The sequence below is a fragment of the Streptomyces sp. NPDC002623 genome (genome assembly GCF_053592635.1).
In genome coordinates, this window is sequence record NZ_JBSFWB010000018.1 from 56,559 (window position 1) to 78,619 (window position 22,061).

The window sequence follows — 22,061 nt, forward strand, 5'->3', positions numbered from 1 at the left end:
CGGCTCGCTGGCGGGGGTGGCTACTCGCCGATGCCGGCCAGGTCGCGCAGGCGGCGGGCCTGGGCGGCTCGTTCGGCGGCGCGCTGGTCGTCGTAGGTGCGGTCGCCCGCGCCGCGCAGAAGGGCCTTCGTCTCGATGACGGCCTCCCGGGGCGCGGCCAGGACGGCCGCGGCCAGCTCGCGCGTGGCCGCGTCGAGCTCCGGCGCGGGCACGGCGAGGTTGGCGAGCCCGGTGCTCACCGCTTCCTCGGCGTGCACGAACCGGCCGGTCAGGCAGATCTCGACCGCACGGCCGTAGCCGACCAGCGAGACGAGGGGATGCGTGCCCGTCAGGTCCGGCACGAGGCCGAGGCTGGTCTCGCGCATGGCGAACTGCACGTCGTCGGCGACAACGCGCAGGTCACAGGCGAGGGCCAGCTGGAAGCCCGCACCGATGGCATGGCCCTGAACGGCGGCGATGGACACGAGGTCGTTGCGCCGCCACCAGGTGAAGCCCTCCTGGAACTCCGCGATGGCGGCGTCGAGTTCGGCGTCGCCACTGCGTGCGAGATCGATGAAGGACCGCTCGCCCTCGATCCCCTCGGGCGTGAACATCTGCCGGTCGAGCCCCGCGGAGAAGGACTTGCCCTCGCCGCGCAGCACCACCACACGGACGGAGCCCGGCACCAGCCGCCCGGCCTCGGCGAGCGCCCGCCACATCGCGGGACTCTGCGCATTGCGCTTGGCCGGGTTGGCCAGCGTCACCGTGGCGAGCGCGTCGTCGACGGTGAGCCGTACGCCGTCCTTGTCGAGCAGGGGAACGAGTTCCTGGTCGGGCGTGGCCATAAGGCGCCTCCGATGGGTGCGGTCAGCTAGCGGTCAGCTAAGTGACTGCACAGTAACCACCCGGCCGATCGGAAGAACGACCGGGTGGCCACCATCGAAGGCGGCGGGCCGCCCGGGGGTCAGGACGAGGCAGCCTTCTTGCCTCGCGTCGCCCCGCCACGCCCACGAAGCGTGACGCCCGACTCGCTGAGCATCCGGTGCACGAAGCCATACGAGCGGCCGGTCTCCTCGGCCAGTGCTCGGATGCTCGCACCGGAGTCGTACTTCTTCTTCAGGTCTGCCGCGAGCTTGTCGCGCGCGGCGCCGGTTACCCGGCTGCCCTTCTTCAGAGTCTCGGCCACCCGTGCCTCCTCATGGGAAGTGCGCTCTGGTCCCCTCATGATCACCCCTCCGGGGCCCGATGGCCACCCATTCGGCAAGGTCCGTGCGACATGGTTTTGACGACAGGAGCTCCTACTCACAAGTGGAATCTGTGATTCCACCCAGGAGCGTTCGTGGGGCCGAACGGGTTGTTCCGAGAAGTAGCAGGTCAGAGACGCGCAACGGCCGATCCCTTGTCGACAAAGGGATCGGCCAAAAAATCGATGTAGGACACACCTCGATACGAGGAGATCTCACACAGATGATGGATCACCGGTAGGCCGAATGATCCAGACGAATGATCCAACGCTGTGGATCACGCATTCGATCAGGCCAGAGCGACCAGATCCGCGTAGTCGGAGCCCCACAGATCCTCGACGCCGTCGGGCAGCAGGATGATCCGTTCGGGCTGCAGCGCCTCCACCGCGCCCTCGTCGTGGGTGACGAGGACGACCGCGCCCTTGTAGGTGCGCAGCGCGCCGAGGATCTCCTCGCGGCTGGCCGGGTCGAGGTTGTTGGTCGGCTCGTCGAGGAGCAGCACGTTGGCCGAGGAGACCACGAGGGTGGCGAGGGCCAGCCGGGTCTTCTCGCCGCCGGACAGGACGCCGGCGGGCTTGTCGACGTCGTCGCCGGAGAACAGGAACGAGCCGAGCGTCTTGCGGACCTCGACCAGGTCCAGGTCGGGGGCGGCGGAGCGCATGTTCTCCAGGACCGTGCGCTCCGGGTCGAGCGTCTCGTGCTCCTGGGCGTAGTAGCCGAGCTTGAGGCCGTGGCCGGGGACGACCTCACCGGTGTCGGGCGTCTCCACCCCGCCCAGCAGCCGCAGCAGGGTCGTCTTGCCGGCGCCGTTGAGGCCGAGGATGACGACCCGGGAGCCCTTGTCGATGGCCAGGTCGACGTCGGTGAAGATCTCCAGCGAGCCGTACGACTTCGACAGGCCCTCGGCCATCAGGGGCGTCTTGCCGCAGGGCGAGGGCTCGGGGAAGCGGAGCTTGGCGACCTTGTCGGCCTGACGGACCGCCTCCAGGCCGGAGAGCAGCTTGTCCGCGCGGCGGGCCATGTTCTGCGCGGCGACCGTCTTGGTGGCCTTGGCGCGCATCTTGTCGGCCTGCGAGTGCAGCGCGGCGGCCTTCTTCTCGGCGTTCTGCCGCTCGCGCTTACGGCGCTTCTCGTCGGCCTCGCGCTGCTGCTGGTAGAGCTTCCAGCCCATGTTGTAGACGTCGATCTGGGAGCGGTTGGCGTCCAGGTAGAACACCTTGTTGACGACCGTCTCGACCAGGTCGACGTCGTGGCTGATGACGATGAAGCCGCCGCGGTAGGTCTTGAGGTAGTCGCGCAGCCAGACGATCGAGTCGGCGTCGAGGTGGTTCGTCGGCTCGTCGAGGAGGAGCGTGTCCGCGTCGGAGAACAGGATGCGGGCCAGTTCCACGCGGCGGCGCTGACCGCCGGACAGGGTGTGCAGCGGCTGGCCGAGCACCCGGTCGGGCAGGTTGAGCGCGGCGGCGATGGTGGCGGCCTCGGCCTCGGCGGAATACCCGCCCTTGGTGAGGAACTCCGTCTCCTGGCGCTCGTACTGGCGCATCGCCTTGTCGCGGGTGGCGCCGCTGCCGTTGGCGATCCGCTGTTCGTTCTCGCGCATCTTGCGGATCAGGGTGTCCAGCCCGCGCGCGGAGAGGATGCGGTCGCGGGCGAGGGTGTCGAGATCGCCGGTGCGGGGGTCCTGCGGGAGGTAGCCGACCTCGCCGGAACGGGTGACCTGGCCGCCGGCCGGGATGCCCTCGCCGGCCAGGACCTTGGTCAGGGTGGTCTTGCCGGCGCCGTTGCGCCCGACCAGACCGATCCGGTCGCCCTTGGCCACACGGAAGGAGGCGTTCTCGATGAGGATGCGGGCACCGGCGCGCAGCTCGATGCCGGAGGCGGAGATCACGGACAGACTCCAGTGCGGGGAAGTTGGCGGGATGGGCGGCTGAGGACGTTCCCGCCGTCTAATGCGCGAGGAGAATGGCCATGACGCCAGTCTAACGGGACCGTGCAAGGACTTTTTTCGGTTCAGGTGTTCGATCACGGATCGGGGGGCGTTCCCGGGGCACGGGTCGTTGTCAGTGCCGGGTGCCATGCTGGGCGAGAGGTGAGCAAGGCGACAGATCCGGCATGGGGCACAAGGGAGTGATCGGCATGGCAGGCACGAACGGCGCGCGTCCCAGCATCTACCCGACGGTGTTGTACGCCGACGCGAAGGCGGCGATCCGGCAGCTCACGGAGGCCCTGGGCTTCACCGAGCTGTCCGTGTACGAGGGGGAGGACGGCTCGGTGGTGCACGCCGAGCTGGTGCAGGGCAACGGCGCGGTGATGCTGGGCTCGAAGGGCACCGGCAGCGTCTTCGACACGGCAATGAAGAACGCGGGCACGACCGGCGTGTACGTCGTGGTGGACGACGTCGACGCACACCACCGGCGGGCCGTGGAGCACGGCGCGGAGATCCTGATGCCCCCGACCGACCAGGACTACGGCTCCCGGGACTACATGGCCCGGGACATCGAGGGCAACCTGTGGAGCTTCGGCACGTACGCGCCCGAGATACAGGGCTGAGAGCCCCGTCGGGGCTCTCGCGGGCGGTCAGCTGCCCCCGGTGTGCACCTGGAAGGCGGCCCGGCGGACGGCCTTGGCCAGCGCCGGGTCGGGGTGCGCGGCGGCGAGCGCCACCAGCACCTGCACCGTGCGCGGGTGTCCGACGGCACGCACCTCGGTCAGCAGGGCGGGCACGGTCGGCTGCAGCGCGGACTCCAGGTGCCGTACGAGCATCGGCGCCTCGCCGTGGTCGGCGACGGCCGCGGCGGTGTCGACCCACAGCCAGGTGGCCTCCTCCCGGGTGAGCACCTCGTGGGCGTCCTCCGGGTCCACTCCGTCGTGCTCGGCGAGCCACAGCAGCGCGTACGGCCGCAGGGCGGGCTCGTCGACGACCGCGCGGACGTCGGGCTCGGCGGGGGCGCCGACGACGCGCAGCGCCTCGAAGGCGAGGCCGCGCAGCAGGGCGTCGTCCCCGCGGGCCGCGAGCAGCAGCTCGCCGACGGCGCTGCCGACGGTCCGGGCCGCGAGCCAGGCGCGGTACTCGGCGCGGGCCGCGTTCGGGCGGAGCTGGGCGCAGCCGCGGAGCATGCCCTCGGCCGACTGCTCGATGTTGCCGGCGGGGCTCTGCGCGGCGACGCAGATCTGCTCCAGCTTGACCCAGACCGCCCAGCTGCCCAGCGCGGTCAGCGTGGCCTGTCCGGCGCCGTAGGTGAGGGCGCCGACGGAGGCGAGGGCGTGCAGTGCCCAGTCGAGGAGGGGGGCGAGTTCGGCGTCCTGCGCGGGCTCCGCGGGGTCGGCCTCGGCGACGGGGACCGCGGCGAGCGGGGTCGCGGCTTCGGACCCGGCGCCGTAGGGGACCTCGCAGCGCTCGGTGCGCAGTTCGGTGACGCGCTGGCGCAGCAGGTCCAGGAGCTGTTCCACGGGGACGGGCCCGGCGGACAGCTGGAGGAAGGAGAGCACCTGAGGCATGGCCGAGACGACCTCGGCGACCGCGGCGGGCTCCTGGTCCCCGGGTTCCGGGGAGGCGAGCGACCAGGCGTCGAAGAGGGCGACCCAGCCGCGCAGGACGGCGCTGTCGTCCCGGTCCCAGGCGCGCAGCCGCCAGCCGGGGCGGGCGCTGTCGCCGTGCACCTCGACGAGACCGGCGAGACGGGCGGTGTCCCAGTCGGCGCGGATCCGATCCGTGGTCAGGCCCAGATCACTGGCCGCACGTTCGGCGGTCGTGTCGGAGAGCGTGGCCTTGCCGTCGGTGGTCGCGGCGTCTCGGCCGGGGCCGAGGGCGTTGTCGGCCCAGCGGGCGACACGCGCCGCGGCCGCCAGTCCGGAGCGCGCCATTCTGGCCAGCTCAGCGGGGGCCGGGGTGCCCTCCGGCGGGCGGGGTGCGGGGCGGCGCGGGCGCCGCTCGTTCACAGCTGAGGGGGCGGCGGCCAGGGGTCGCGGGCGGACGAGTCGAAGCCTGGAGTCGCGCGGGATACGGGACGTCACGGGTGCAGTCTTCCGGTTGACGGTCCGAAAACCCAAACGGAATGTCACGGCGGGCTACGGGACTGGCCAACGCACAGGGTTCGGCGAGGGCCGAAGAGGCGTCTTCCGGCCAGTGGTACGGCGTTAAACGGAACCGTCGGGACCGCTCCGGGCGCGTCGGCCGCGGGCTCACATGAGCGGTCGCCGCGGGGGTCACATCAGGGGGGTCAGGAAGCGGCGGAGGGCCTCCTCGTAGGCCTCGGGGTCGGCGTTCCACATGGCGCCGTGCGGGGCGTGCGGGACGGTGTGCAGGGCGACCAGGTCGGGCCGGCGGTCGGCGAGGCGACGGGAGACGCGCCAGGGGGCGACGGTGTCGTCGGGGCCGTGCAGGATCAGGGTCGGGACCGTCAGCCGGGCCGGATCGGCGGCCGCGTCGCCGAGGTCTCCGGAGCCGCCGGAGGTGCGGGAGCCGCTGTAGCTGCCGCGCAGGCTGGTGCGCCCCTCGGCGGCCCGGACGGCGAGCGGCAGCAGGGCGCCGGGAGTGTGCCGGGCGGCGGCGAGGGCCCGCAGCGTCGCCCGCCAGTCGAGGACCGGGGAGTCGAGCACGAGCCCCGAGACGAGGTCGCGCAGCCCCGAGTCGGCGGCGGCGCGCAGTGCCATGGTCGCGCCGGTGGACCAGCCGAGCAGGACGATGCGTTCGGCGCCGTAGCGCACGGCGTACCGCATCGCCGCGTCCAGGTCGCGCCACTCGGTCTCGCCGAGGTGGTTCAGACCGTCCGGGGACCGGGGCGCCCCGAGGTCGCCGCGGTAGGCGAGGGCGAGCACGGGGAAGCGGCGGCGGTGCAGAAAGGCCATGACGTTCAGCGCGTGTTCCCGGGTGGTGCCCAGGCCGTGCACGGCGATCACCCAGGTGCGCCGGGCGCCGGGGACGAACCAGGCGGGCAGGTTGCCCAGCTCGCCCGGGATGTCGATGTCGGCGTGGTCGAGGCCGAGGGCGCTGCCGGGGTTGCCGATGTGCAGGTTCGGGGTGAGCCAGACCGCGTCCCGGGGGTTCAGGGTGCCGTGCGTGACGCGTTCCAGGCGGCGTACGACGGTGTCCGCGGAGTGCGGGGCGGTGGGCAGGACGGCGCCGACGACCGCGTGGGAGCCGTTCCCGGAGAGCCCGTAGGTGCCGGGACGCAGGGCGGCCAGGTCGCGGGTGAGGGTGATCTGTCCGGCGGCCGTGCCGTGCACGGTGAGCCGGGGTTCGGTGGGCAGCGGCCGGCCGGGCGGCGCCTTCAGGGCGGCGTCGCTGGCGAACCGGCCGACGGCGACGCCGGCCGCGCCGGCGGCCAGGGCTGCGGTGACGGCGGCGGCCGTCGCTCTGACAGTGCGCACGCGTCCAGTGTCCTGGCCATCCCTGCGAGCGGCCAGTGGTGCGGTCGGCGAGAGTGACGGGGGCCGGTGGGCAGCAGGGTCGGGGCCGGTGGGCAGCAGGGTCGGGGCCGGTGGGGAGCAGGGTCAGGGCCGCTGCCCGTATCCCCGGAGCCGCTCCCCCGCCTGCGCCACCTGTTCCTCCGTCAGGAGGGTGGGGTTCCGGCCGGGCAGCGACGAGGCCGTCAGCCACAGGCGGCACATCCACTCCAGTTGGGCCGTGCGGTCATAGGCCTGGTCGAGGGTGGTGCCGTAGGTGAGCGTGCCGTGGTTCTGCAGCAGGCAGCCGGTGCGGTCCGCAAGGGCCTGGAGCATGTTCTCGGCCAACTCCGCGGTGCCGTACGTGGCGTAGGGGGCGACCCGGACGGGTCCGCCGAGCGCGGCCGCCATGTAGTGGACGCGGGGGAGCTCCGTGACGAGGGTGGAGACGGCCGTGGCGTGCACCGCGTGGGTGTGGACGACCGCGCCGGCGTCGGTGGCGCGGTAGACGGCGAGGTGCATGGGCAGTTCGCTGGTCGGGACCAGGCCGCCGAGCACCTGACGGCCGGTGAGGTCGACGCCGGTGAGGTCGTCCGGGGCGAGCCGGTCGTAGGGCACGCCCGACGGTGTGACCAGCACGGTGTCGCCGACCCGCACCGAGACGTTGCCGGAGGTGCCGACGACCAGTCCGTCGGTCACGGTGCGGCGGGCCGTCGTCACGAGCGCCTCCCAGGCGCGGGCCTCCTCGGGGACCGCACGCCTCCGCGGCCGCTCCGCCGCACCCCGTGCGCCGTCTCCGGAGTCCCGGGCGTCCTCCTGCTCGCGCCGCTGCTCAGCCATGCCGCACTCCCCCTCTTGAGGTGATTTGGCCGGAGATCGACGAACACCCACCGATATTCGTGGATCTTCCTCTAGCCTCTGGTTCGTTTTCGTTTCGTGCACGCCGCCGTTCCGGGGGAATCATGGCTCGCGCCCACGCTCCATCGCCCACGCCGTCCACGCCCTCCTTGCCGTCCTTGCCGTCCTTGCCGTCCTCGCTGTCCACGCCGTCCTCGCGTCGCCGCGGCCTCGCATGGGCGGCCTGTGCCGTGGCGCTCGCCGCCGCGGGGACCGCGCTCGCCCAGGCGCCCGCCCGTGCGGCGGAGCAGCCGAGGGGGCATGACGTCTCGTCCCACCAGAAGACCGTCGACTGGCCGCGGGCGAAGGCCGCGGGGGCGGGGTTCGTCTACGTCAAGGCGACCGAGTCCACCTCCTACCGCAACCCGTACTTCGAAGCGCAGTACGAGGGCGCCGGCGCGGTCGGGCTGCTGCGCGGCGCGTACCACTTCGCGCTGCCGGACAAGGGCTCGGGCAAGGCGCAGGCCGCGCACTTCGTCGGCAACGGCGGCGGCTGGAGCGCGGACGGCCGGACCCTGCCGCCCGCCCTCGACATCGAGTACAACCCCTACGGCGGCTCGAACAGGTGCTACGGCCTGACCGAGGCGCAGACGGTGGCCTGGATCCGGGCCTTCAGCGACGAGGTGCACCGGCTCACCGGCCGTCGCCCGGTGATCTACACGACGACCCACTGGTGGAACCTCTGCACGGGCGGCAGCAGCGCCTTCGCCGCGGATCACGCCCTGTGGATCGCCCGTTACCGGTCCGCCGACGCGGGCGCCCTGCCGGCCGGATGGTCGGCGTGGACCTTTTGGCAGTACGCCGACAGCGGCAGCCTGCCGGGTGACCAGAATCTCTTCAACGGCTCCGCCGACCGGCTGCAGAGCTTCGCGCAAGGGGACTAGCCGTGCGGCGTCTGTGCCGCCGGCGGCACAGGGAAGAAACGGAGCCCCGCCCCTGCCCTACTGGACACCACCAAGCCCCCTCCAGTTCACCTTCCGTTCATTCAGGTTACTTACGTTCAACCGGCCGATTACTTCGAACGAATGCCTGGGTAAATGGAAAGCTTCTCGCTGATCCTCGCGATTGTGGTCGTAACCGCACTTGCGTTCGATTTCACGAACGGTTTCCACGACACCGCCAACGCGATGGCCACGACCATCTCGACCGGTGCACTCAGACCCAAGGTCGCGGTGGCCATGTCCGCCGTGCTCAACCTCGTCGGCGCGTTCCTCTCCGTGGAGGTCGCCAACACGATCTCCAAGGGGCTCGTCGACGAGACCGGCATCCGGCCCGAGGTCATCTTCGCCGCCCTGGTCGGCGCCATCCTCTGGAACCTGCTGACCTGGCTGGTGGGCCTGCCCTCCAGCTCCTCGCACGCCCTCATGGGCGGCCTGATCGGCGCCACCATCGCCTCGGCCGGCATGGGCGCGGTGCACGGCGACGCCCTGGTCACCAAGGTCCTGATCCCGGCGATCGCGGCCCCGATCGTCGCGGGCATCGCGGCGTTTCTGGCGACCCGCCTCTCCTACACCCTCGGCAAGAAGGCCGACGGCAAGGCCGCGGCGAAGGGCTACCGCGCCGGCCAGATCGCCTCGGCCGGCCTGGTCTCGCTCGCCCACGGCACGAACGACGCGCAGAAGACGATGGGCATCATCACCCTCGCCCTCGTGGCCGGCGGCGCCGTGGCCCCCGACTCGGACCCGCCCACCTGGGTCATCCTCTCCGCGGGCCTCGCCATCGCGCTCGGCACCTACCTCGGCGGCTGGCGCATCATCCGCACCATGGGCAAGGGCCTGACCGACCTCCAGCCACAGCAGGGCTTCGCCGCCCAGACCAGCGCGGCCACGGTCATCCTGGCCTCCTCCCACCTCGGCTTCTCCCTCTCCACCACCCACTCGGTCTCCGGTGCGGTGATGGGCGCGGGGCTCGGCCGCAAGGGCGGAGTGGTCCGCTGGTCGACGGCGACGCGGATGTTCGTCGCGTGGGGCCTGACGCTGCCGGCGGCGGCCCTGGTGGGTGCGCTGGCCGAGTCCGTGACCGACCTGGGCGACTGGGGCACCGCGGTGGTCGCGATCTTCCTGGTGGCCTCCAGCGCGGCGATCTGGAAGATCTCGCGGCGCGAGGTCATCGACGCCTCGAACGTCAACGGGACGGAGGAGCCGGCGGCGATCCCGACGGCGGCCCCGGTCGCCGACAGCCTGACGGCCACCATCCCGTCCCCCGCCGCCACCGCCTCCGCCACCGCCACGGCCACCGAGCCCACGGCCCCGGCCGTCTGAGCCCGCGCACCCGGTACGAAGGAAGAGAAACAGCATGAAGATCGACTGGGCGGCCCTGGGCTCCGTCTTCGGCGTCAGCCTCGTGGTCACCGTGGGCCTGGTGGCTCTGTTCACCCTGGGCGTCATGGGTCTGTCGCGGCAGGAACGCGCAACGGCGGAGGGCGGCTCGGCCACCCTCGCGGTGACGGGCGCGTACGCGTGCTTCGTCGCCTGCGCGGCCGCGGTGGCCTACGGGATCTCGCTGATCGTGGTCTGACGCCCGGCCGACGGCACTCACCGCCCTGTGCGGCTCTCGCGAGGAGCCGCACGGGGCGGTCCGTTTTTTCCTCCGGGAGCCGTGCGCGAGTGACGGCCGTCGTGGCAGCGGTGTGGGGTTCTGCACACTCTCCCTGTGCAGGTCAACGGCAAGTTGACGGCCGTTCCGGGCCCGTGGTGGACTGCCGGAGCCATCAACGGCGGTAGGAGAGGAAGCCGGTGCGAATCCGGCGCGGTCCCGCCACTGTCACCGGGGTAGTAAGCCCCCGGGAGCCAGGAACTCTCCCCGCCGGTCTAGTCGAACCAGGGCGCGGACACCCTGAGTGAGGACATATCGCCATGCTCGCTGGGCCGTTGAGGTACCGCACCGGTTCGCTGCCCGACCCCACGGCCGGCTGAGCCCGTGCGTGCCGATCGCGTCTTCGCGTACGGCGCCGCCGCCGGCCTCCTCGGCGATCTGATCCTCGGCGATCCCCGCCGGGGGCATCCGGTCGCCGCGTTCGGGCGGGCCGCGGGTGGCGTGGAGCGGGTGTTGTGGCGGGACCATCGGGGGTGGGGCGCTCTGCACACCCTCGTGTGCGCCGGGAGCGCCGTCGCGTTGGGGGCTGCCGTCTCGCGCGGCGGACGGTCCTCCACCGCCGTCTCCGTCGTCCTCACCTCCGCCGCCACCTGGGCCGTCGTCGGGGGCTCCTCCCTCGTCCGCGAGGCGCGGGGCATCGGGCGGGCCCTCGAAGCGGGTGACGTCGACGCCGCGCGGGAGCGGCTGCCGCATCTGTGCGGGCGGGATCCGCAGTCGCTGGACGCGGACGGGATCGCCCGGGCCGTGGTGGAGTCCGTCGCCGAGAACACCTCCGACGCCGTCGTGGGGGCGCTGGTGTGGGGGGCCGTCGGCGGGGTGCCGGGGCTGGTCGGGTTCCGGGCCGTCAACACCCTGGACGCCATGGTCGGGCACCGGTCGCCGAGATATCTGCGCTTCGGGTGGGCCTCCGCTCGGCTCGACGACCTGGCCGGGTGGCCGGGGGCTCGGCTGACCGCTGTGCTCGCCGCCGTGGCCGGGGGCGATCCGCGCGGGGCCGTTCGGGCCTGGCGGGCGGACGCGGGCAGGCATCCCAGTCCCAATGCCGGACCCGTCGAGGCGTCGTTCGCCGGGGCGCTCGGCGTGCGGCTGGGCGGGACCCTGTCGTACGGCGGCCGGGTCGAGCACCGGCCCGTGCTCAACGGGGCGGCCGGGCGGCCCGTCGTCGCCCGGGACATCGAACGGGCCGCGCGGCTCTCCCGCCGGGTCGGTCTGCTCGCGCTCGGCGTGACCGTCGCCGCGCGCACCCTCGCCACGACGGTGAACGCGAAAGCGAAGGGGCGTACTTCATGACGGGCGGCGGTCTTCTGGTGGCCGGCACGACCTCCGATGCCGGCAAGAGTGTCGTCACGGCCGGGATCTGCCGGTGGCTGGTGCGGCAGGGGGTGAAGGTCGCGCCCTTCAAGGCCCAGAACATGTCCCTGAACTCGTTCGTGACCAAGGAAGGCGCCGAGATCGGGCGGGCGCAGGCCATGCAGGCCCAGGCCTGCCGGGTCGAGCCGACCGCGCTCATGAATCCCGTGCTGCTGAAGCCGGGCGGCGAGCAGAGCAGTCAGGTCGTGCTGCTCGGGAAGCCCGTCGGGGAGCTCAGTGCCCGTGGGTATCACGGGGGGCGGCAGCAGAAACTCCTGGGAACCGTTCTCGACTGTCTCGCCGAGTTGCGGGGCACGTATGACGCGGTGATCTGTGAGGGGGCCGGCTCTCCCGCCGAGATCAATCTTCGGCGGACCGACATCGTCAACATGGGGATCGCCCGGAATGCCGGGCTTCCCGTCCTCGTCGTCGGTGACATCGATCGTGGCGGGGTCTTCGCGTCCTTCTTCGGGACCGTCGCGCTTCTGTCCCCCGAGGATCAGGCGCTCGTCGCCGGATTCCTCGTCAACAAGTTCCGCGGCGACGTCTCCCTGTTGGAGCCGGGGCTCGACATGCTGCTCGGGCTCACCGGGCGGCGGACCTACGGGGTGCTGCCGTTCCGGCACGGGCTCGGGATCGACGAGGAGGACGGACTGCGCGTTTCGCTGCGCGGCACCGTGCGTGAGTCGAACACCGCCCCGCCCGTCGGCGAGGACGTGCTGCGGGTCGCCGTCTGCGCGATACCGCTCATGTCCAACTTCACCGACGTGGACGCGCTCGCCGCCGAACCCGGTGTCGTCGTGCGGTTCGTGGACCGGCCGGAGGAGCTCGCCGACGCCGATCTCGTCGTCGTGCCCGGCACCCGGGGCACGGTCCGGGCCCTGGAGTGGCTGCACGAGCGCGGGCTGGCCGCGGCCCTGCTGCGCCGGGCGGCGGAGGGCCGGCCGATCCTCGGGATCTGCGGCGGCTTCCAGATCCTCGGCGAGCGCATCGAGGACGACGTCGAGAGCCGCCGGGGCCGGGTCGACGGACTCGGACTGCTGCCCGTCCGGGTGCGGTTCGCCCGGGAGAAGACCCTCACCAGGCCGGTGGGCGAAGCCCTCGGCGAGACGGTCGACGGCTACGAGATCCACCACGGGGTCGCCGAGATCCTGGGCGGAACCCCCTTCCTGGACGGCTGCCGGGTCGGACAGACCTGGGGCACGCACTGGCACGGCTCGCTGGAGTCGGACGGGTTCCGGCGGGCGTTTCTGCGCGAGGTGGCGGCCGCCGCGGGCCGCCGGTTCGTGCCCGCCCCCGACACCTCTTTCGCCGGGCTGCGCGAGGAGCAGCTCGACCGGCTCGGCGACCTGATCGAACAGCACGCGGACACCGACGCGCTCTGGCGGCTCATCGAGTCGGGCGCGCCGCAAGGACTGCCTTTCATTCCACCGGGAGCGCCCGCATGAGCACAGTGTTGTTGTTGTCGACCGCCGACACGGATCTGCTGGCGGCCCGGGCCGCCACGAGCGCCGCGTACCGCATCGGCAACCCGACCCGCGTCGACGTCGCCGCCGAGCTGCCCGCGCTGCTCGACGGCGCCGACCTCGCCGTCGTCCGGCTGCTCGGCGGGAAGCGGGCCTGGGAGGACGGGCTCGCCGCGCTGAAGGCGTCCGGCATCCCGACCGTGCTGCTGGGCGGCGAGACCGTGCCGGACGCGGAGTTGATGGCCGAGTCGTCCGTACCGGCCGGCGTGGTGGCGGAGGCGCTGCGCTATCTCGTCGAGGGCGGTCCCGCCAACCTGACCGAGCTGGCCCGGTTCCTGTCCGACACCGTGCTGCTGACCGGCGAGGGGTTCGTCGAGCCGCAGAAGATGCCGGAGTACGGCGTGCACGGGGAACGGCCGTTCGTCGATGGGCGGCCGACCGTGGGCGTGCTCTTCTACCGGGCCCACGAACTCAGCGGCAACACCGGCTTCGTGGACACCCTGTGCGACGCGATCGAGTCGAAGGGCGCCAACGCCCTTCCCGTGTACTGCGGTTCGCTGCGCGGTGCGGACCCCGCGCTGTACGAGATCCTCGGCCGGGCCGACGCCCTGGTCGCCACCGTCCTCGCCGCCGGCGGTACGCACGCCTCGCAGGCCTCGGCCGGCGGCGACGAGGAGGCCTGGGACATCGGGGCGCTCGCCGACCTCGACGTGCCGGTACTGCAAGGGCTGTGCCTGACGTCGTCGCACGCCGCGTGGATGGCCTCCGACGCGGCCGTGTCCCCCATGGACGCGGCCATGCAGGTCGCCATCCCCGAGTTCGACGGCCGGCTGATCACGGTCCCCTTCTCCTTCAAGGAGCAGGGCCCGGACGACGTTCCGGTGTACGTCGCCGACCCCGAGCGGGCCGCACGCGTCGCCGGGATCGCCGTACGGCACGCGCAGTTGAAGCACACGCCGAACGCCGAGAAGAAGCTGGCGCTCGTCTTCACCGCCTATCCGACCAAGCACTCGCGGGTCGGCAACGCGGTCGGACTCGACACGCCCGCTTCGGCGGTCCGGGTGCTGGACGCGCTCAAGGACGCCGGTTACTCGCTCACCGAGTACCCCGACAACGGGGACGAGTTGATCCACCGGCTCATCAACGCCGGTGGCCACGACGTCGAATGGCTCACCGAGGAGCAGCTGGCCGCCGCGCCCGCGCGGGTGCCGCTCGCCGACTACCGGGCCTGGTTCGACCAGCTGGACCCGGAGCTGCGCGGCGGGATGCTGGAGGCGTGGGGCGAGCCGCCGGGCAACCTGTACGTCGACGGGGACGACATCGTGCTGGCCTCCCTCCAGTTCGGGAACGTCGTCGTGATGATCCAGCCGCCGCGCGGCTTCGGCGAGAACCCGATCGCGATCTACCACGACCCCGACATGCCGCCGTCCCACCACTACATGGCGGCCTACCGCTGGCTCGACAACTCCTTCGGCGCGGACGCCGTCGTCCACATGGGCAAGCACGGCACGATGGAGTGGCTGCCCGGCAAGGGGCTCGGGCTCAGCGGCGGCTGCGCCCCGGACGCCGTCCTCGGCGAACTCCCGCTCATCTACCCGTTCATCGTCAACGACCCCGGCGAGGGCACCCAGGCCAAGCGGCGCGGGCATGCCACGGTCGTCGACCACCTCGTGCCGCCGATGGCGCGTGCCGACACCTACGGCGACCTGGCCAAGCTGGAGCAGCTCCTCGACGAGTACGCGCTCGTCTCCGACCTGGACCCGACCAAGGCCCCGGCCGTGCGGGCGCAGATCTGGACGCTGGTGAAGGCGGCCGAGCTGCACCACGACCTGCATGTGGACGACCAGCCGGACGACGAGGCCTTCGACGAGTTCGTCATGCACATCGACGGCTATCTGTGCGAGATCAAGGACGTCCAGATCCGCGACGGCCTGCACATCCTCGGCGGCGGTCCGGTCGACGAGGCGCGGGTGAACCTCGTGCTGGCCGTGCTGCGGGCCTCGCAGGTGTGGGGCGGCGCGGCAAACGCCCTGCCGGGGCTGCGGGCCTGTCTCGCCGAGCACTTCGGCCTGGTGGAGAAGGATCTGCTGGCCGAGCCGGGCGCGCCGGTGAAGGCACCGGTGGAGCTGACCGACCTGGTCGAGGGTCCGGCCCGTTCGGCGGCCGACGCGATCGACCTGCTGGAGCAGCTGTGCCGCCGGTTCGCGGAAGGCATGGAGGAGCGGGGCTGGGCGACGGCCGCGGTCCCCGCGCTGGTGCGTGAGGTGGTGGGGGTCGAACTCCCGGACGCCGTCGCGGTGTTGGAGTTCGCCTGCACCGAGGTCGTGCCGCGGCTCGCGCGGACGACCGACGAGATCGACCACATCCTCAAGGCCCTGAACGGCGGTTACGTCCCGGCGGGCCCGTCCGGCTCGCCGACCCGCGGGCTGGTCAACGTGCTCCCGACCGGCCGCAACTTCTACTCCGTCGACCCCAAGGCCATTCCGTCCCGGCTGAGTTGGGAGGTCGGGCAGGCGCTCGCCGACTCCCTCGTCCAGCGCTACCTCCAGGACACCGGGGAGTATCCGAAGTCCGTCGGCCTGACGGTGTGGGGCACGTCCGCGATGCGCACCCAGGGCGACGACATCGCCGAGATCCTGGCGCTGCTGGGCTGCCGCCCGGTGTGGGACGACGCCTCGCGCCGGGTCACCGGCTTCGACGTGGTCCCGCTGGCGGAGCTGGGCCGGCCGCGCATCGACGTCACGGTCCGTATCTCCGGCTTCTTCCGGGACGCGTTCCCGCACGTCGTCGGGCTGCTCGACGACGCGGTGCGGACGGTGGCCGAGCTGAAGGAGCCGGTCGACCGGAACTTCGTGCGCGCCCACGTCGAGGAGGACGCCGCCGAGCACGGCGACCGGCGGCGCGCGACGGCCCGTATCTTCGGCTCCAAGCCGGGGGCGTACGGGGCGGGGCTGCTGCCGCTGATCGACGCCCGCAACTGGCGCTCCGACGCCGACCTCGCCGAGGTGTACGCCGTCTGGGGCGGCTACGCCTACGGGCGCGGGCTCGACGGGCGGGCGGCGCGCGGGGACATGGAGACGGCGTTCAAGCGGATCGCGGTGGCGGCGAAGAACGTCGACACGCGTGAGCACGATCTCGTCGACGCCGACGACTACTTCCAGTACCACGGCGGCATGGTCGCCATGGTCCGGCATCTGACGGGGGCCAACCCCGAGGCGTACGTGGGCGATTCGGCGACGCCGGACCAGGTGAGGACGCGCACCCTCGGCGAGGAGACGCACCGGGTGTTCCGGGCGCGGGTGGTCAACCCGCGCTGGATGGCGGCCATGCGCCGGCACGGCTACAAGGGCGCCTTCGAGATGGCGGCGACCGTCGACTACCTCTTCGGGTACGACGCCACCGCCGGGGTCGTGGACGACTGGATGTACGAGAAGCTCAGCGCCGAGTACGTGTTCGACCCGGAGAACCAGGACTTCATGAAGAAGTCCAACCCGTGGGCGCTGCGGGGCATCACCGAGCGGCTCCTCGAAGCCGCCGACCGCGGGCTGTGGGCGGAGCCGGACGCGGACACGCTGGAGCGGCTGCGCGCCACCTACCTGGAGCTCGAAGGCGATCTGGAGGGCGACAGTTGAGTACCCCGTTCCCGTTCACGGCCGTGGTCGGCCAGGACGATCTGCGGCTCGCGCTGCTGTTGAACGCCGTGTCCCCGGCGGTCGGCGGTGTGCTGGTGCGCGGCGAGAAGGGCACCGCCAAGTCCACGGCCGTGCGGGCGCTCTCGGCGCTGATGCCGACGCTGGACGTCGTCGTCGGGTGCCGGTTCTCCTGCGATCCGGACTCGCCCGATCCCGCCTGCCCGGACGGGCCGCACGAGCCGGGGGCGTTCGAGTCCCGGCCGGCCCGGATGGTCGAGCTGCCGGTCGGCGCGTCCGAGGACCGGCTGGTCGGCGCGCTCGACATCGAGCGGGCGCTCGCCGAGGGCGTGAAGGCCTTCGAGCCGGGGCTGCTGGCCGACGCGCACCGCGGCATCCTGTACGTCGACGAGGTCAACCTGCTCCACGACCACCTCGTGGACCTGCTGCTGGACGCCGCCGCGATGGGCGCCTCCTACGTGGAGCGTGAGGGCGTCTCCGTCCGGCATGCGGCGCGGTTCCTGCTCGTGGGGACCATGAACCCCGAAGAGGGCGAGCTGCGGCCGCAGTTGCTCGACCGGTTCGGGCTGACCGTCGAGGTGGCCGCCTCCCGGGAGCCCGACCAGCGGGTCGAGGTGGTGCGCAGGAGGCTCGCGTACGACGACGATCCGGAGGGCTTCGCGGCGCGCTGGGCCGAGGAGGAGTCCGCCGTGCGGGCGCGGATCGTGGCGGCGCGGGAGCTGTTGCCGTCCGTGCGGCTCGGCGACGGGGCGCTGCGGCAGATCGCGGCGACCTGTGCGGCCTTCGAGGTGGACGGCATGCGCGCCGACATCGTGATGGCGCGGACGGCGGTCGCGCTGGCGGCCTGGGCCGGGCGGACCGACGTGCTCGCCGAGGACGTCCGGCAGGCGGCGCTGCTGGCTCTGCCGCACCGGCGGCGGCGCAACCCCTTCGACGCGCCCGGCATGGACGAGGACAAGCTCGACGAGACGCTGGAGCAGTTCGCGGGCGAGGACGAGGACCCCGATCCCGACCCCGACCCCGGCGGGCCCGGCGGCGGGGACGGCGGGCAGCCGCCGTCGGACGGGGACGGCCCCGAGGGCGGGGACACCGCCGCGCGGCCCGAGGCCGGGGAGGGCGGAGAGCCGCAGCCCTCCGGCGCCGGGGAGCAGTCCGCCGTCCGGGCCGCCGAGCCGTTCCGCACGAAGGTGCTGAGCGTGCCCGGGATCGGCGAGGGGGCCGCCGGACGACGGTCGCGGGCGCGGACCGAGCACGGGCGGACCACCGGGGCCCGGCGGCCGCGGGGGGCGCTCACCAAGCTGCACCTGGCGGCGACCGTGCAGGCCGCCGCGCCGCATCAGCGGGCGCGGGGCCGGTCCGGGCGCGGGCTGGTGATCCGGCGGGACGATCTTCGGCAGGCGACCCGGGAGGGACGGGAGGGCAACCTCGTGCTGTTCGTCGTGGACGCCTCCGGGTCGATGGCCGCCCGGCAGCGGATGAGCGCCGTGAAGGGGGCGGTGCTGTCGCTGCTGCTCGACGCCTATCAGCGGCGGGACAAGGTGGGGCTCGTGACGTTCCGGGGGGCGGCGGCCGAGGTCGCGTTGCCGCCGACCTCGTCCGTCGACGCCGCCGCCGTCCGGCTGGAGTCGCTGCCCACCGGCGGGCGGACGCCGCTGGCCGCCGGGCTGCTCAAGGCGCATGACGTGCTGCGGGTGGAGCGGCTGCGCGATCCCGCGCGGCGGGCGCTCGTCGTGCTGGTCACGGACGGGCGGGCCACCGGTGGGCCCGAGCCGGTCGCGCTGGCCGGGCGGGCGGCCCGGCTGTTCGCCGCCGAGGGCGTCGCGTCGGTGGTCGTCGACTGTGAGTCGGGGCCGGTGCGGCTGGGGCTCGCGGCGCAGGTCGCGGGTGAGCTGGGCGGTACCGCGGTGACGCTCGACGAACTGCGGGCGGAGTCGATCGCCGGGCTGGTCAGGGACGTTCAGGGGACTTCGAGGAGGGCCGCGTAATGCCGCAGGGACAGCCGAGTGCAGTGCCGGACGACGGGCTGACGACGCGTCAGCGACGGAACCGGCCGCTCGTCGTCGTGCACACGGGCATCGGCAAGGGCAAGTCGACCGCCGCCTTCGGGCTGGCGCTGCGCGCCTGGAACCAGGGCTGGCCCATCGGGGTGTTCCAGTTCGTCAAGTCGGCGAAGTGGAAGGTCGGCGAGGAGAACGCGCTGCGGGTGCTGGGCGCCTCCGGCGAGGGCGGGTCCGTCGACTGGCACAAGATGGGCGAGGGGTGGTCGTGGGTCCAGCGCGACTCCCAGATGGACAACGAGGAGAAGGCCCGCGAGGGCTGGGAGCAGGTCAAGCGGGACCTCGCCGCCGAGACGTACAAGCTGTATGTGCTCGACGAGTTCGCGTACCCGATGCACTGGGGCTGGGTCGACACGGATGAGGTGATCTCGGTGCTGCGGGACCGTCCGGGGACGCAGCACGTGGTCGTCACCGGGCGGAACGCGCCCGAGAAGCTCGTCGAGTACGCCGACCTGGTGACCGACATGTCCAAGGTCAAGCACCCCATGGACGCCGGTCAGAAGGGTCAGCGGGGTATCGAGTGGTGAATCAGTCGTGACTTCCTCGTTCTCCGTTCCCCGGCTGGTCATCGCCGCGCCGTCCTCCGGCAGCGGCAAGACCACCGTCGCCACGGGGCTGATGGCCGCGTTCGCCGCGCGGGGGCTCGCCGTGTCCCCGCACAAGGTCGGGCCGGACTACATCGACCCCGGGTACCACGCGCTCGCCACCGGGCGGGTGGGGCGGAACCTCGACGCGTATCTGTGCGGGCCGGAGTTGGTCGGGCCGCTGTTCCTGCACGGGGCGCGGGGGTGTGACATCGCCGTCGTCGAGGGGGTGATGGGGATGTACGACGGGGCCGCGGGCGAGGGTGAGCTGGCGTCCACCGCGCAGGTCGCGAAGCTGCTGCGGGCGCCGGTGGTTCTGGTGGTCGACGCGTCGTCCCAGTCGAGGTCCGTCGCCGCGCTGGTGCACGGGTTCGCTTCCTGGGATCCCGAGGTGCGGGTCGGGGGCGTGATCCTGAACAAGGTCGCCTCGGACCGGCACGAGGAGTTGCTGCGGGAGGCGTTGGAGTCGGCCGGGGTGCCGGTGCTGGGCGCCTTGCGGCGGGCTGCGCAGGTGTCCACGCCTGCTCGGCACCTCGGGCTGGTTCCGGTCGCCGAACGGCAGGGGGCTGCGGTCGACTCCGTCGCGGCGATGGGTGCGCAGGTGTCCCAGGGGTGTGACCTCACCGCGTTGGAAGCCCTTGCCCGTGCTGCCGGTCCCCTCCCAGGGGGCTCCGCCCCCTGGACCCCCGTCCCGCCCACCCACAGCCACCCGACTCGGTTGGTCGAGAAGCGAGGGCCCCTGGTTGCCGTTGCCGGAGGTGCCGCGTTCACCTTCTCCTACGCGGAGCACAGTGAACTCCTCACCGCCGCCGGCGCCGAAGTCGTCACCTTCGATCCGCTGCGCGACGAATCCCTCCCGGAGGGCGCCGCCGGGCTCGTCGTCGGGGGCGGGTTCCCCGAGGTGTACGCCGCCGAGCTGTCCGCCAACGAGCCCCTGCGCAAGTCCGTCGCCGCCCTCGCGGAGTCCGGCGCGCCGGTGGCCGCCGAGTGCGCAGGCCTGCTGTATCTGTGCCGGGAGCTGGACGGGCAGCCGATGTGCGGCGTGCTGGACGCCACCGCGCGGATGACCGAACGGCTCACCCTCGGCTATCGGGACGCCGTCGCCGTGAGCGACAGTGTCCTGGCGCCGGCCGGGACGCGGATGCGGGGGCACGAGTTCCACCGGACGGTCGTCGAGCCGGGGGCGGGTGCGGTCCCCGCGTGGGGCGTGCGTACCCCCGAGCGGCGGGTCGAAGGCTTCGTACAACAAGGTGTGCACGCGAGTTATCTGCACACGCACTGGGCGTCCGAGCCCGGTGTGGCCCGTCGGTTCGTGGAGAGGTGCCGGACGTCATGAGCAGCAGGAGCAGCGTGGGCAGCAGGCTGGTCGGGGTCGGGGTGGGGCCCGGGGATCCGGAGCTGGTGACCGTCAAGGGCGTGAACGCGCTGCGGGCCGCCGAGGTCGTCGTCGTGCCCGTGATGGACAGCGGTGAGCGGGGGCGGGCCGAGGCCACGGTTCTGCACTACGTGCCCGAGGACAAGGTCGTCCGGGTCGTGTTCGCGCTGAACGAGCGGTCCGACCGGGCGCGGCGGGAGGCCGCCTGGGACGCCGCCGGGGAGCGGGTCGCCACGTTGCTGCGGCAGCACGGGAGCGTCGCCTTCGCGACCATCGGCGACCCCAACGTGTACTCCACGTTCACCTATCTCGCGCAGACCATCCTGGACGCGGTGCCCGAGGTCGTGATCGAGACCGTCCCGGGCATCACCGCCATGCAGGATCTCGCCGCGCGGTCGGGCGCCGTGCTGACCGAGGGCACCGAGCCGTTGACGCTGGTGCCGGTGACCGCGGGGTCGGCGGTGCTGAAGGACGCGCTCGCCGGGCCGGGGACGGTCGTCGCGTACAAGTTCGGGCGGCAGGCCGCCGAGGTCGCCGAGGCGCTGCGGGAGACCGGGCGGCTCGGGGACGCCGTGTGGGGGTCGGCGCTGGGGCTGGCGGACGAATCCATTCGGTCGGCCGACGAACTGGGCGGGGAGCCGTTGCCCTATCTCTCGACGCTCATCGCGCCCGCGCGGCGGGACGGCGGTCGGGGCGGCAAGCTGTGAGACCGGGGAAGGCGAGGGCCCGGGTCTCAAGCGGCCAGGCCCACCACCAGCCAGATGAAGGCCGCGCCCGCGATCGTGCACAGCACGGTCGAGCGGGCGGGGTGTTCGTGGTGGGCCTCGGGGAGGATCTCGGCGGCCGCCAGGTACAGCAGTGCGCCGCCGAAGAAGCCCAGATAGCCGCCGAGCAGTTGCTCCGGGATGGTGACGAAGGCCGTCGAGGCCGCGCCGACGACCGGGGCGGCCGCGTCCGCGACCAGCATGGCCTGCGCCTTGCGGCGGGCGTTCCCGTAGAGGCTCGTGATCGTGTAGGTGTTGAAGCCGTCGGCGAAGTCGTGGGCGATGACCGCGACCGCCACGGCGGCGCCCATGCCGCCGCCCACCTGGAAGGCCGCGCCGATCGCGACGCCGTCCATGGCGCTGTGGCCGACCATCGCCGCGGCCGCCGTCAGGCCCACCTCGGGGGTCCGGCCGTCGTGTTCTTCGGCGCCGTGGGCGGCCTGGCGCACCGCCAGCAGGCGTTCCACCAGATGGGCCAGCAGGAAGCCCGCCACGAAGAGCAGCAGTGCGGCCGGTACGCCGAAGACCTCCGTGCCGGCCGCCTCCAGTGCCTCCGGCAGCAGGTCCAGGCCGACCACGCCCAGCATCAGGCCGCCGGCCAGGCCCAGCACCAGGTGGCGGCGGTCGGTCACGCGTTGTGCCGTCCAGCCGCCGGCCAGCGTCATGAGGAACGCGCCGAGCGCGACGAAGACGGCCATAGGCCCTTGCTATCCGA

The 22,061-nt window shown here is 72.8% G+C and carries 18 protein-coding genes and 1 riboswitch; of the genes, 11 read left to right on the forward strand and 7 right to left on the reverse strand.

The genetic code is table 11. The features are described from left to right. Positions 1 to 20: 20 nt before the first annotated feature. The 3 genes from ACWD4O_RS29485 to ACWD4O_RS29495 all read right to left on the reverse strand — a co-directional run bounded on the left by ACWD4O_RS29485 (position 21) and on the right by ACWD4O_RS29495 (position 3,111). Positions 21 to 824: an enoyl-CoA hydratase/isomerase family protein gene (locus ACWD4O_RS29485; RefSeq protein ID WP_451284419.1), complete on the reverse strand. Its 804-nt coding sequence runs from the start codon at positions 822 to 824 to the stop codon at positions 21 to 23. A 119-nt stretch (positions 825 to 943) separates the two neighbouring features. Further along, positions 944 to 1,165 carry a helix-turn-helix domain-containing protein gene (locus ACWD4O_RS29490; protein WP_004002281.1) on the reverse strand — a complete coding sequence of 74 codons (222 nt, stop codon included), beginning with the start codon at positions 1,163 to 1,165 and terminating at the stop codon, positions 944 to 946. A 347-nt stretch (positions 1,166 to 1,512) separates the two neighbouring features. Then, positions 1,513 to 3,111, reverse strand: a complete 1,599-nt coding sequence (locus ACWD4O_RS29495; RefSeq protein ID WP_450950674.1) for an ABC-F family ATP-binding cassette domain-containing protein — start codon at positions 3,109 to 3,111, stop codon at positions 1,513 to 1,515. Positions 3,112 to 3,359: 248 nt separating this feature from the next. Here ACWD4O_RS29495 and ACWD4O_RS29500 point away from each other — a divergent pair, with 248 nt between their 5' ends. Continuing rightward, on the forward strand, positions 3,360 to 3,773 hold the full coding sequence (locus ACWD4O_RS29500) for a VOC family protein (RefSeq protein WP_450950673.1): 414 nt from the start codon (positions 3,360 to 3,362) through the stop codon (positions 3,771 to 3,773). 27 nt (positions 3,774 to 3,800) lie between these two features. On the opposite strand, the gene ACWD4O_RS29505 is transcribed toward ACWD4O_RS29500, so the two are convergent. The 3 genes from ACWD4O_RS29505 to ACWD4O_RS29515 form a co-directional block, all read right to left on the reverse strand. Beyond that, positions 3,801 to 5,237 carry a hypothetical protein gene (locus tag ACWD4O_RS29505; protein WP_451284422.1) on the reverse strand — a complete coding sequence of 479 codons (1,437 nt, stop codon included), beginning with the start codon at positions 5,235 to 5,237 and terminating at the stop codon, positions 3,801 to 3,803. 192 nt (positions 5,238 to 5,429) lie between these two features. Then, the gene (locus tag ACWD4O_RS29510) at positions 5,430 to 6,593 is read right to left on the reverse strand and encodes an alpha/beta hydrolase family protein (protein ID WP_451284424.1); all 1,164 of its coding nucleotides are present in this window, start codon (positions 6,591 to 6,593) and stop codon (positions 5,430 to 5,432) included. A gap of 123 nt (positions 6,594 to 6,716) precedes the next feature. Beyond that, a complete protein-coding gene (locus ACWD4O_RS29515) occupies positions 6,717 to 7,448 on the reverse strand; it encodes a class II aldolase/adducin family protein (RefSeq protein ID WP_451284425.1) in 732 nt (243 codons plus the stop codon). A gap of 176 nt (positions 7,449 to 7,624) precedes the next feature. Here ACWD4O_RS29515 and ACWD4O_RS29520 point away from each other — a divergent pair, with 176 nt between their 5' ends. The 10 genes from ACWD4O_RS29520 to cobI all read left to right on the forward strand — a co-directional run bounded on the left by ACWD4O_RS29520 (position 7,625) and on the right by cobI (position 21,289). Further along, a complete protein-coding gene (locus ACWD4O_RS29520; protein WP_451284427.1) occupies positions 7,625 to 8,389 on the forward strand; it encodes a lysozyme in 765 nt (254 codons plus the stop codon). Between the two features lie 153 nt (positions 8,390 to 8,542). Continuing rightward, positions 8,543 to 9,766 (forward strand): anion permease, encoded by a 1,224-nt coding sequence (locus ACWD4O_RS29525; RefSeq protein WP_451284429.1) that lies wholly within the window; start codon positions 8,543 to 8,545, stop codon positions 9,764 to 9,766. 34 nt (positions 9,767 to 9,800) lie between these two features. Continuing rightward, on the forward strand, positions 9,801 to 10,022 hold the full coding sequence (locus tag ACWD4O_RS29530) for a hypothetical protein (protein ID WP_450950667.1): 222 nt from the start codon (positions 9,801 to 9,803) through the stop codon (positions 10,020 to 10,022). Positions 10,023 to 10,182: 160 nt separating this feature from the next. Next, positions 10,183 to 10,323: riboswitch (cobalamin riboswitch) on the forward strand. A gap of 101 nt (positions 10,324 to 10,424) precedes the next feature. Then, positions 10,425 to 11,390 carry a cobalamin biosynthesis protein gene (locus ACWD4O_RS29535; protein WP_451284431.1) on the forward strand — a complete coding sequence of 322 codons (966 nt, stop codon included), beginning with the start codon at positions 10,425 to 10,427 and terminating at the stop codon, positions 11,388 to 11,390. Beyond that, the gene (locus ACWD4O_RS29540; RefSeq protein WP_451284433.1) at positions 11,387 to 12,898 is read left to right on the forward strand and encodes a cobyric acid synthase; all 1,512 of its coding nucleotides are present in this window, start codon (positions 11,387 to 11,389) and stop codon (positions 12,896 to 12,898) included. The genes ACWD4O_RS29535 and ACWD4O_RS29540 overlap by 4 nt, the downstream gene beginning before the upstream one ends. Then, entirely contained in the window at positions 12,895 to 16,548 is a 3,654-nt protein-coding gene (cobN, locus tag ACWD4O_RS29545; protein ID WP_451284435.1) for a cobaltochelatase subunit CobN, read from the forward strand. The genes ACWD4O_RS29540 and cobN overlap by 4 nt, the downstream gene beginning before the upstream one ends. Next, the gene (locus ACWD4O_RS29550; RefSeq protein WP_451284436.1) at positions 16,545 to 18,551 is read left to right on the forward strand and encodes a putative cobaltochelatase; all 2,007 of its coding nucleotides are present in this window, start codon (positions 16,545 to 16,547) and stop codon (positions 18,549 to 18,551) included. The genes cobN and ACWD4O_RS29550 overlap by 4 nt, the downstream gene beginning before the upstream one ends. Next, positions 18,551 to 19,150: a cob(I)yrinic acid a,c-diamide adenosyltransferase gene (gene cobO, locus ACWD4O_RS29555; RefSeq protein WP_451284438.1), complete on the forward strand. Its 600-nt coding sequence runs from the start codon at positions 18,551 to 18,553 to the stop codon at positions 19,148 to 19,150. Before ACWD4O_RS29550 ends, cobO begins: the two co-directional genes overlap by 1 nt. Positions 19,151 to 19,157: 7 nt before the next feature. Further along, entirely contained in the window at positions 19,158 to 20,543 is a 1,386-nt protein-coding gene (locus tag ACWD4O_RS29560; RefSeq protein WP_451284440.1) for a cobyrinate a,c-diamide synthase, read from the forward strand. After that, a complete protein-coding gene (gene cobI / locus ACWD4O_RS29565) occupies positions 20,528 to 21,289 on the forward strand; it encodes a precorrin-2 C(20)-methyltransferase (RefSeq protein WP_451284442.1) in 762 nt (253 codons plus the stop codon). Before ACWD4O_RS29560 ends, cobI begins: the two co-directional genes overlap by 16 nt. Before the next feature lie 26 nt (positions 21,290 to 21,315). Here the strand turns inward: cobI and ACWD4O_RS29570 are convergent, their stop codons facing one another. Then, positions 21,316 to 22,044 (reverse strand): ZIP family metal transporter, encoded by a 729-nt coding sequence (locus ACWD4O_RS29570; protein ID WP_451284443.1) that lies wholly within the window; start codon positions 22,042 to 22,044, stop codon positions 21,316 to 21,318. Between the last annotated feature and the right edge of the window lie 17 nt (positions 22,045 to 22,061).

What these genes read in the sequence shown, in the direction of transcription:
- ACWD4O_RS29485 (WP_451284419.1), bottom strand. Translation starts at nt 824, where the DNA reads ATGGCCACGCCCGACCAGGAACTCGTTCCCCTGCTCGACAAGGACGGC.
- ACWD4O_RS29500 (WP_450950673.1), top strand. Translation starts at nt 3,360, where the DNA reads ATGGCAGGCACGAACGGCGCGCGTCCCAGCATCTACCCGACGGTGTTG.
- ACWD4O_RS29515 (WP_451284425.1), bottom strand. Translation starts at nt 7,448, where the DNA reads ATGGCTGAGCAGCGGCGCGAGCAGGAGGACGCCCGGGACTCCGGAGAC.
- ACWD4O_RS29525 (WP_451284429.1), top strand. Translation starts at nt 8,543, where the DNA reads ATGGAAAGCTTCTCGCTGATCCTCGCGATTGTGGTCGTAACCGCACTT.
- ACWD4O_RS29530 (WP_450950667.1), top strand. Translation starts at nt 9,801, where the DNA reads ATGAAGATCGACTGGGCGGCCCTGGGCTCCGTCTTCGGCGTCAGCCTC.
- ACWD4O_RS29540 (WP_451284433.1), top strand. Translation starts at nt 11,387, where the DNA reads ATGACGGGCGGCGGTCTTCTGGTGGCCGGCACGACCTCCGATGCCGGC.
- cobN (WP_451284435.1), top strand. Translation starts at nt 12,895, where the DNA reads ATGAGCACAGTGTTGTTGTTGTCGACCGCCGACACGGATCTGCTGGCG.
- cobO (WP_451284438.1), top strand. Translation starts at nt 18,551, where the DNA reads ATGCCGCAGGGACAGCCGAGTGCAGTGCCGGACGACGGGCTGACGACG.
- ACWD4O_RS29570 (WP_451284443.1), bottom strand. Translation starts at nt 22,044, where the DNA reads ATGGCCGTCTTCGTCGCGCTCGGCGCGTTCCTCATGACGCTGGCCGGC.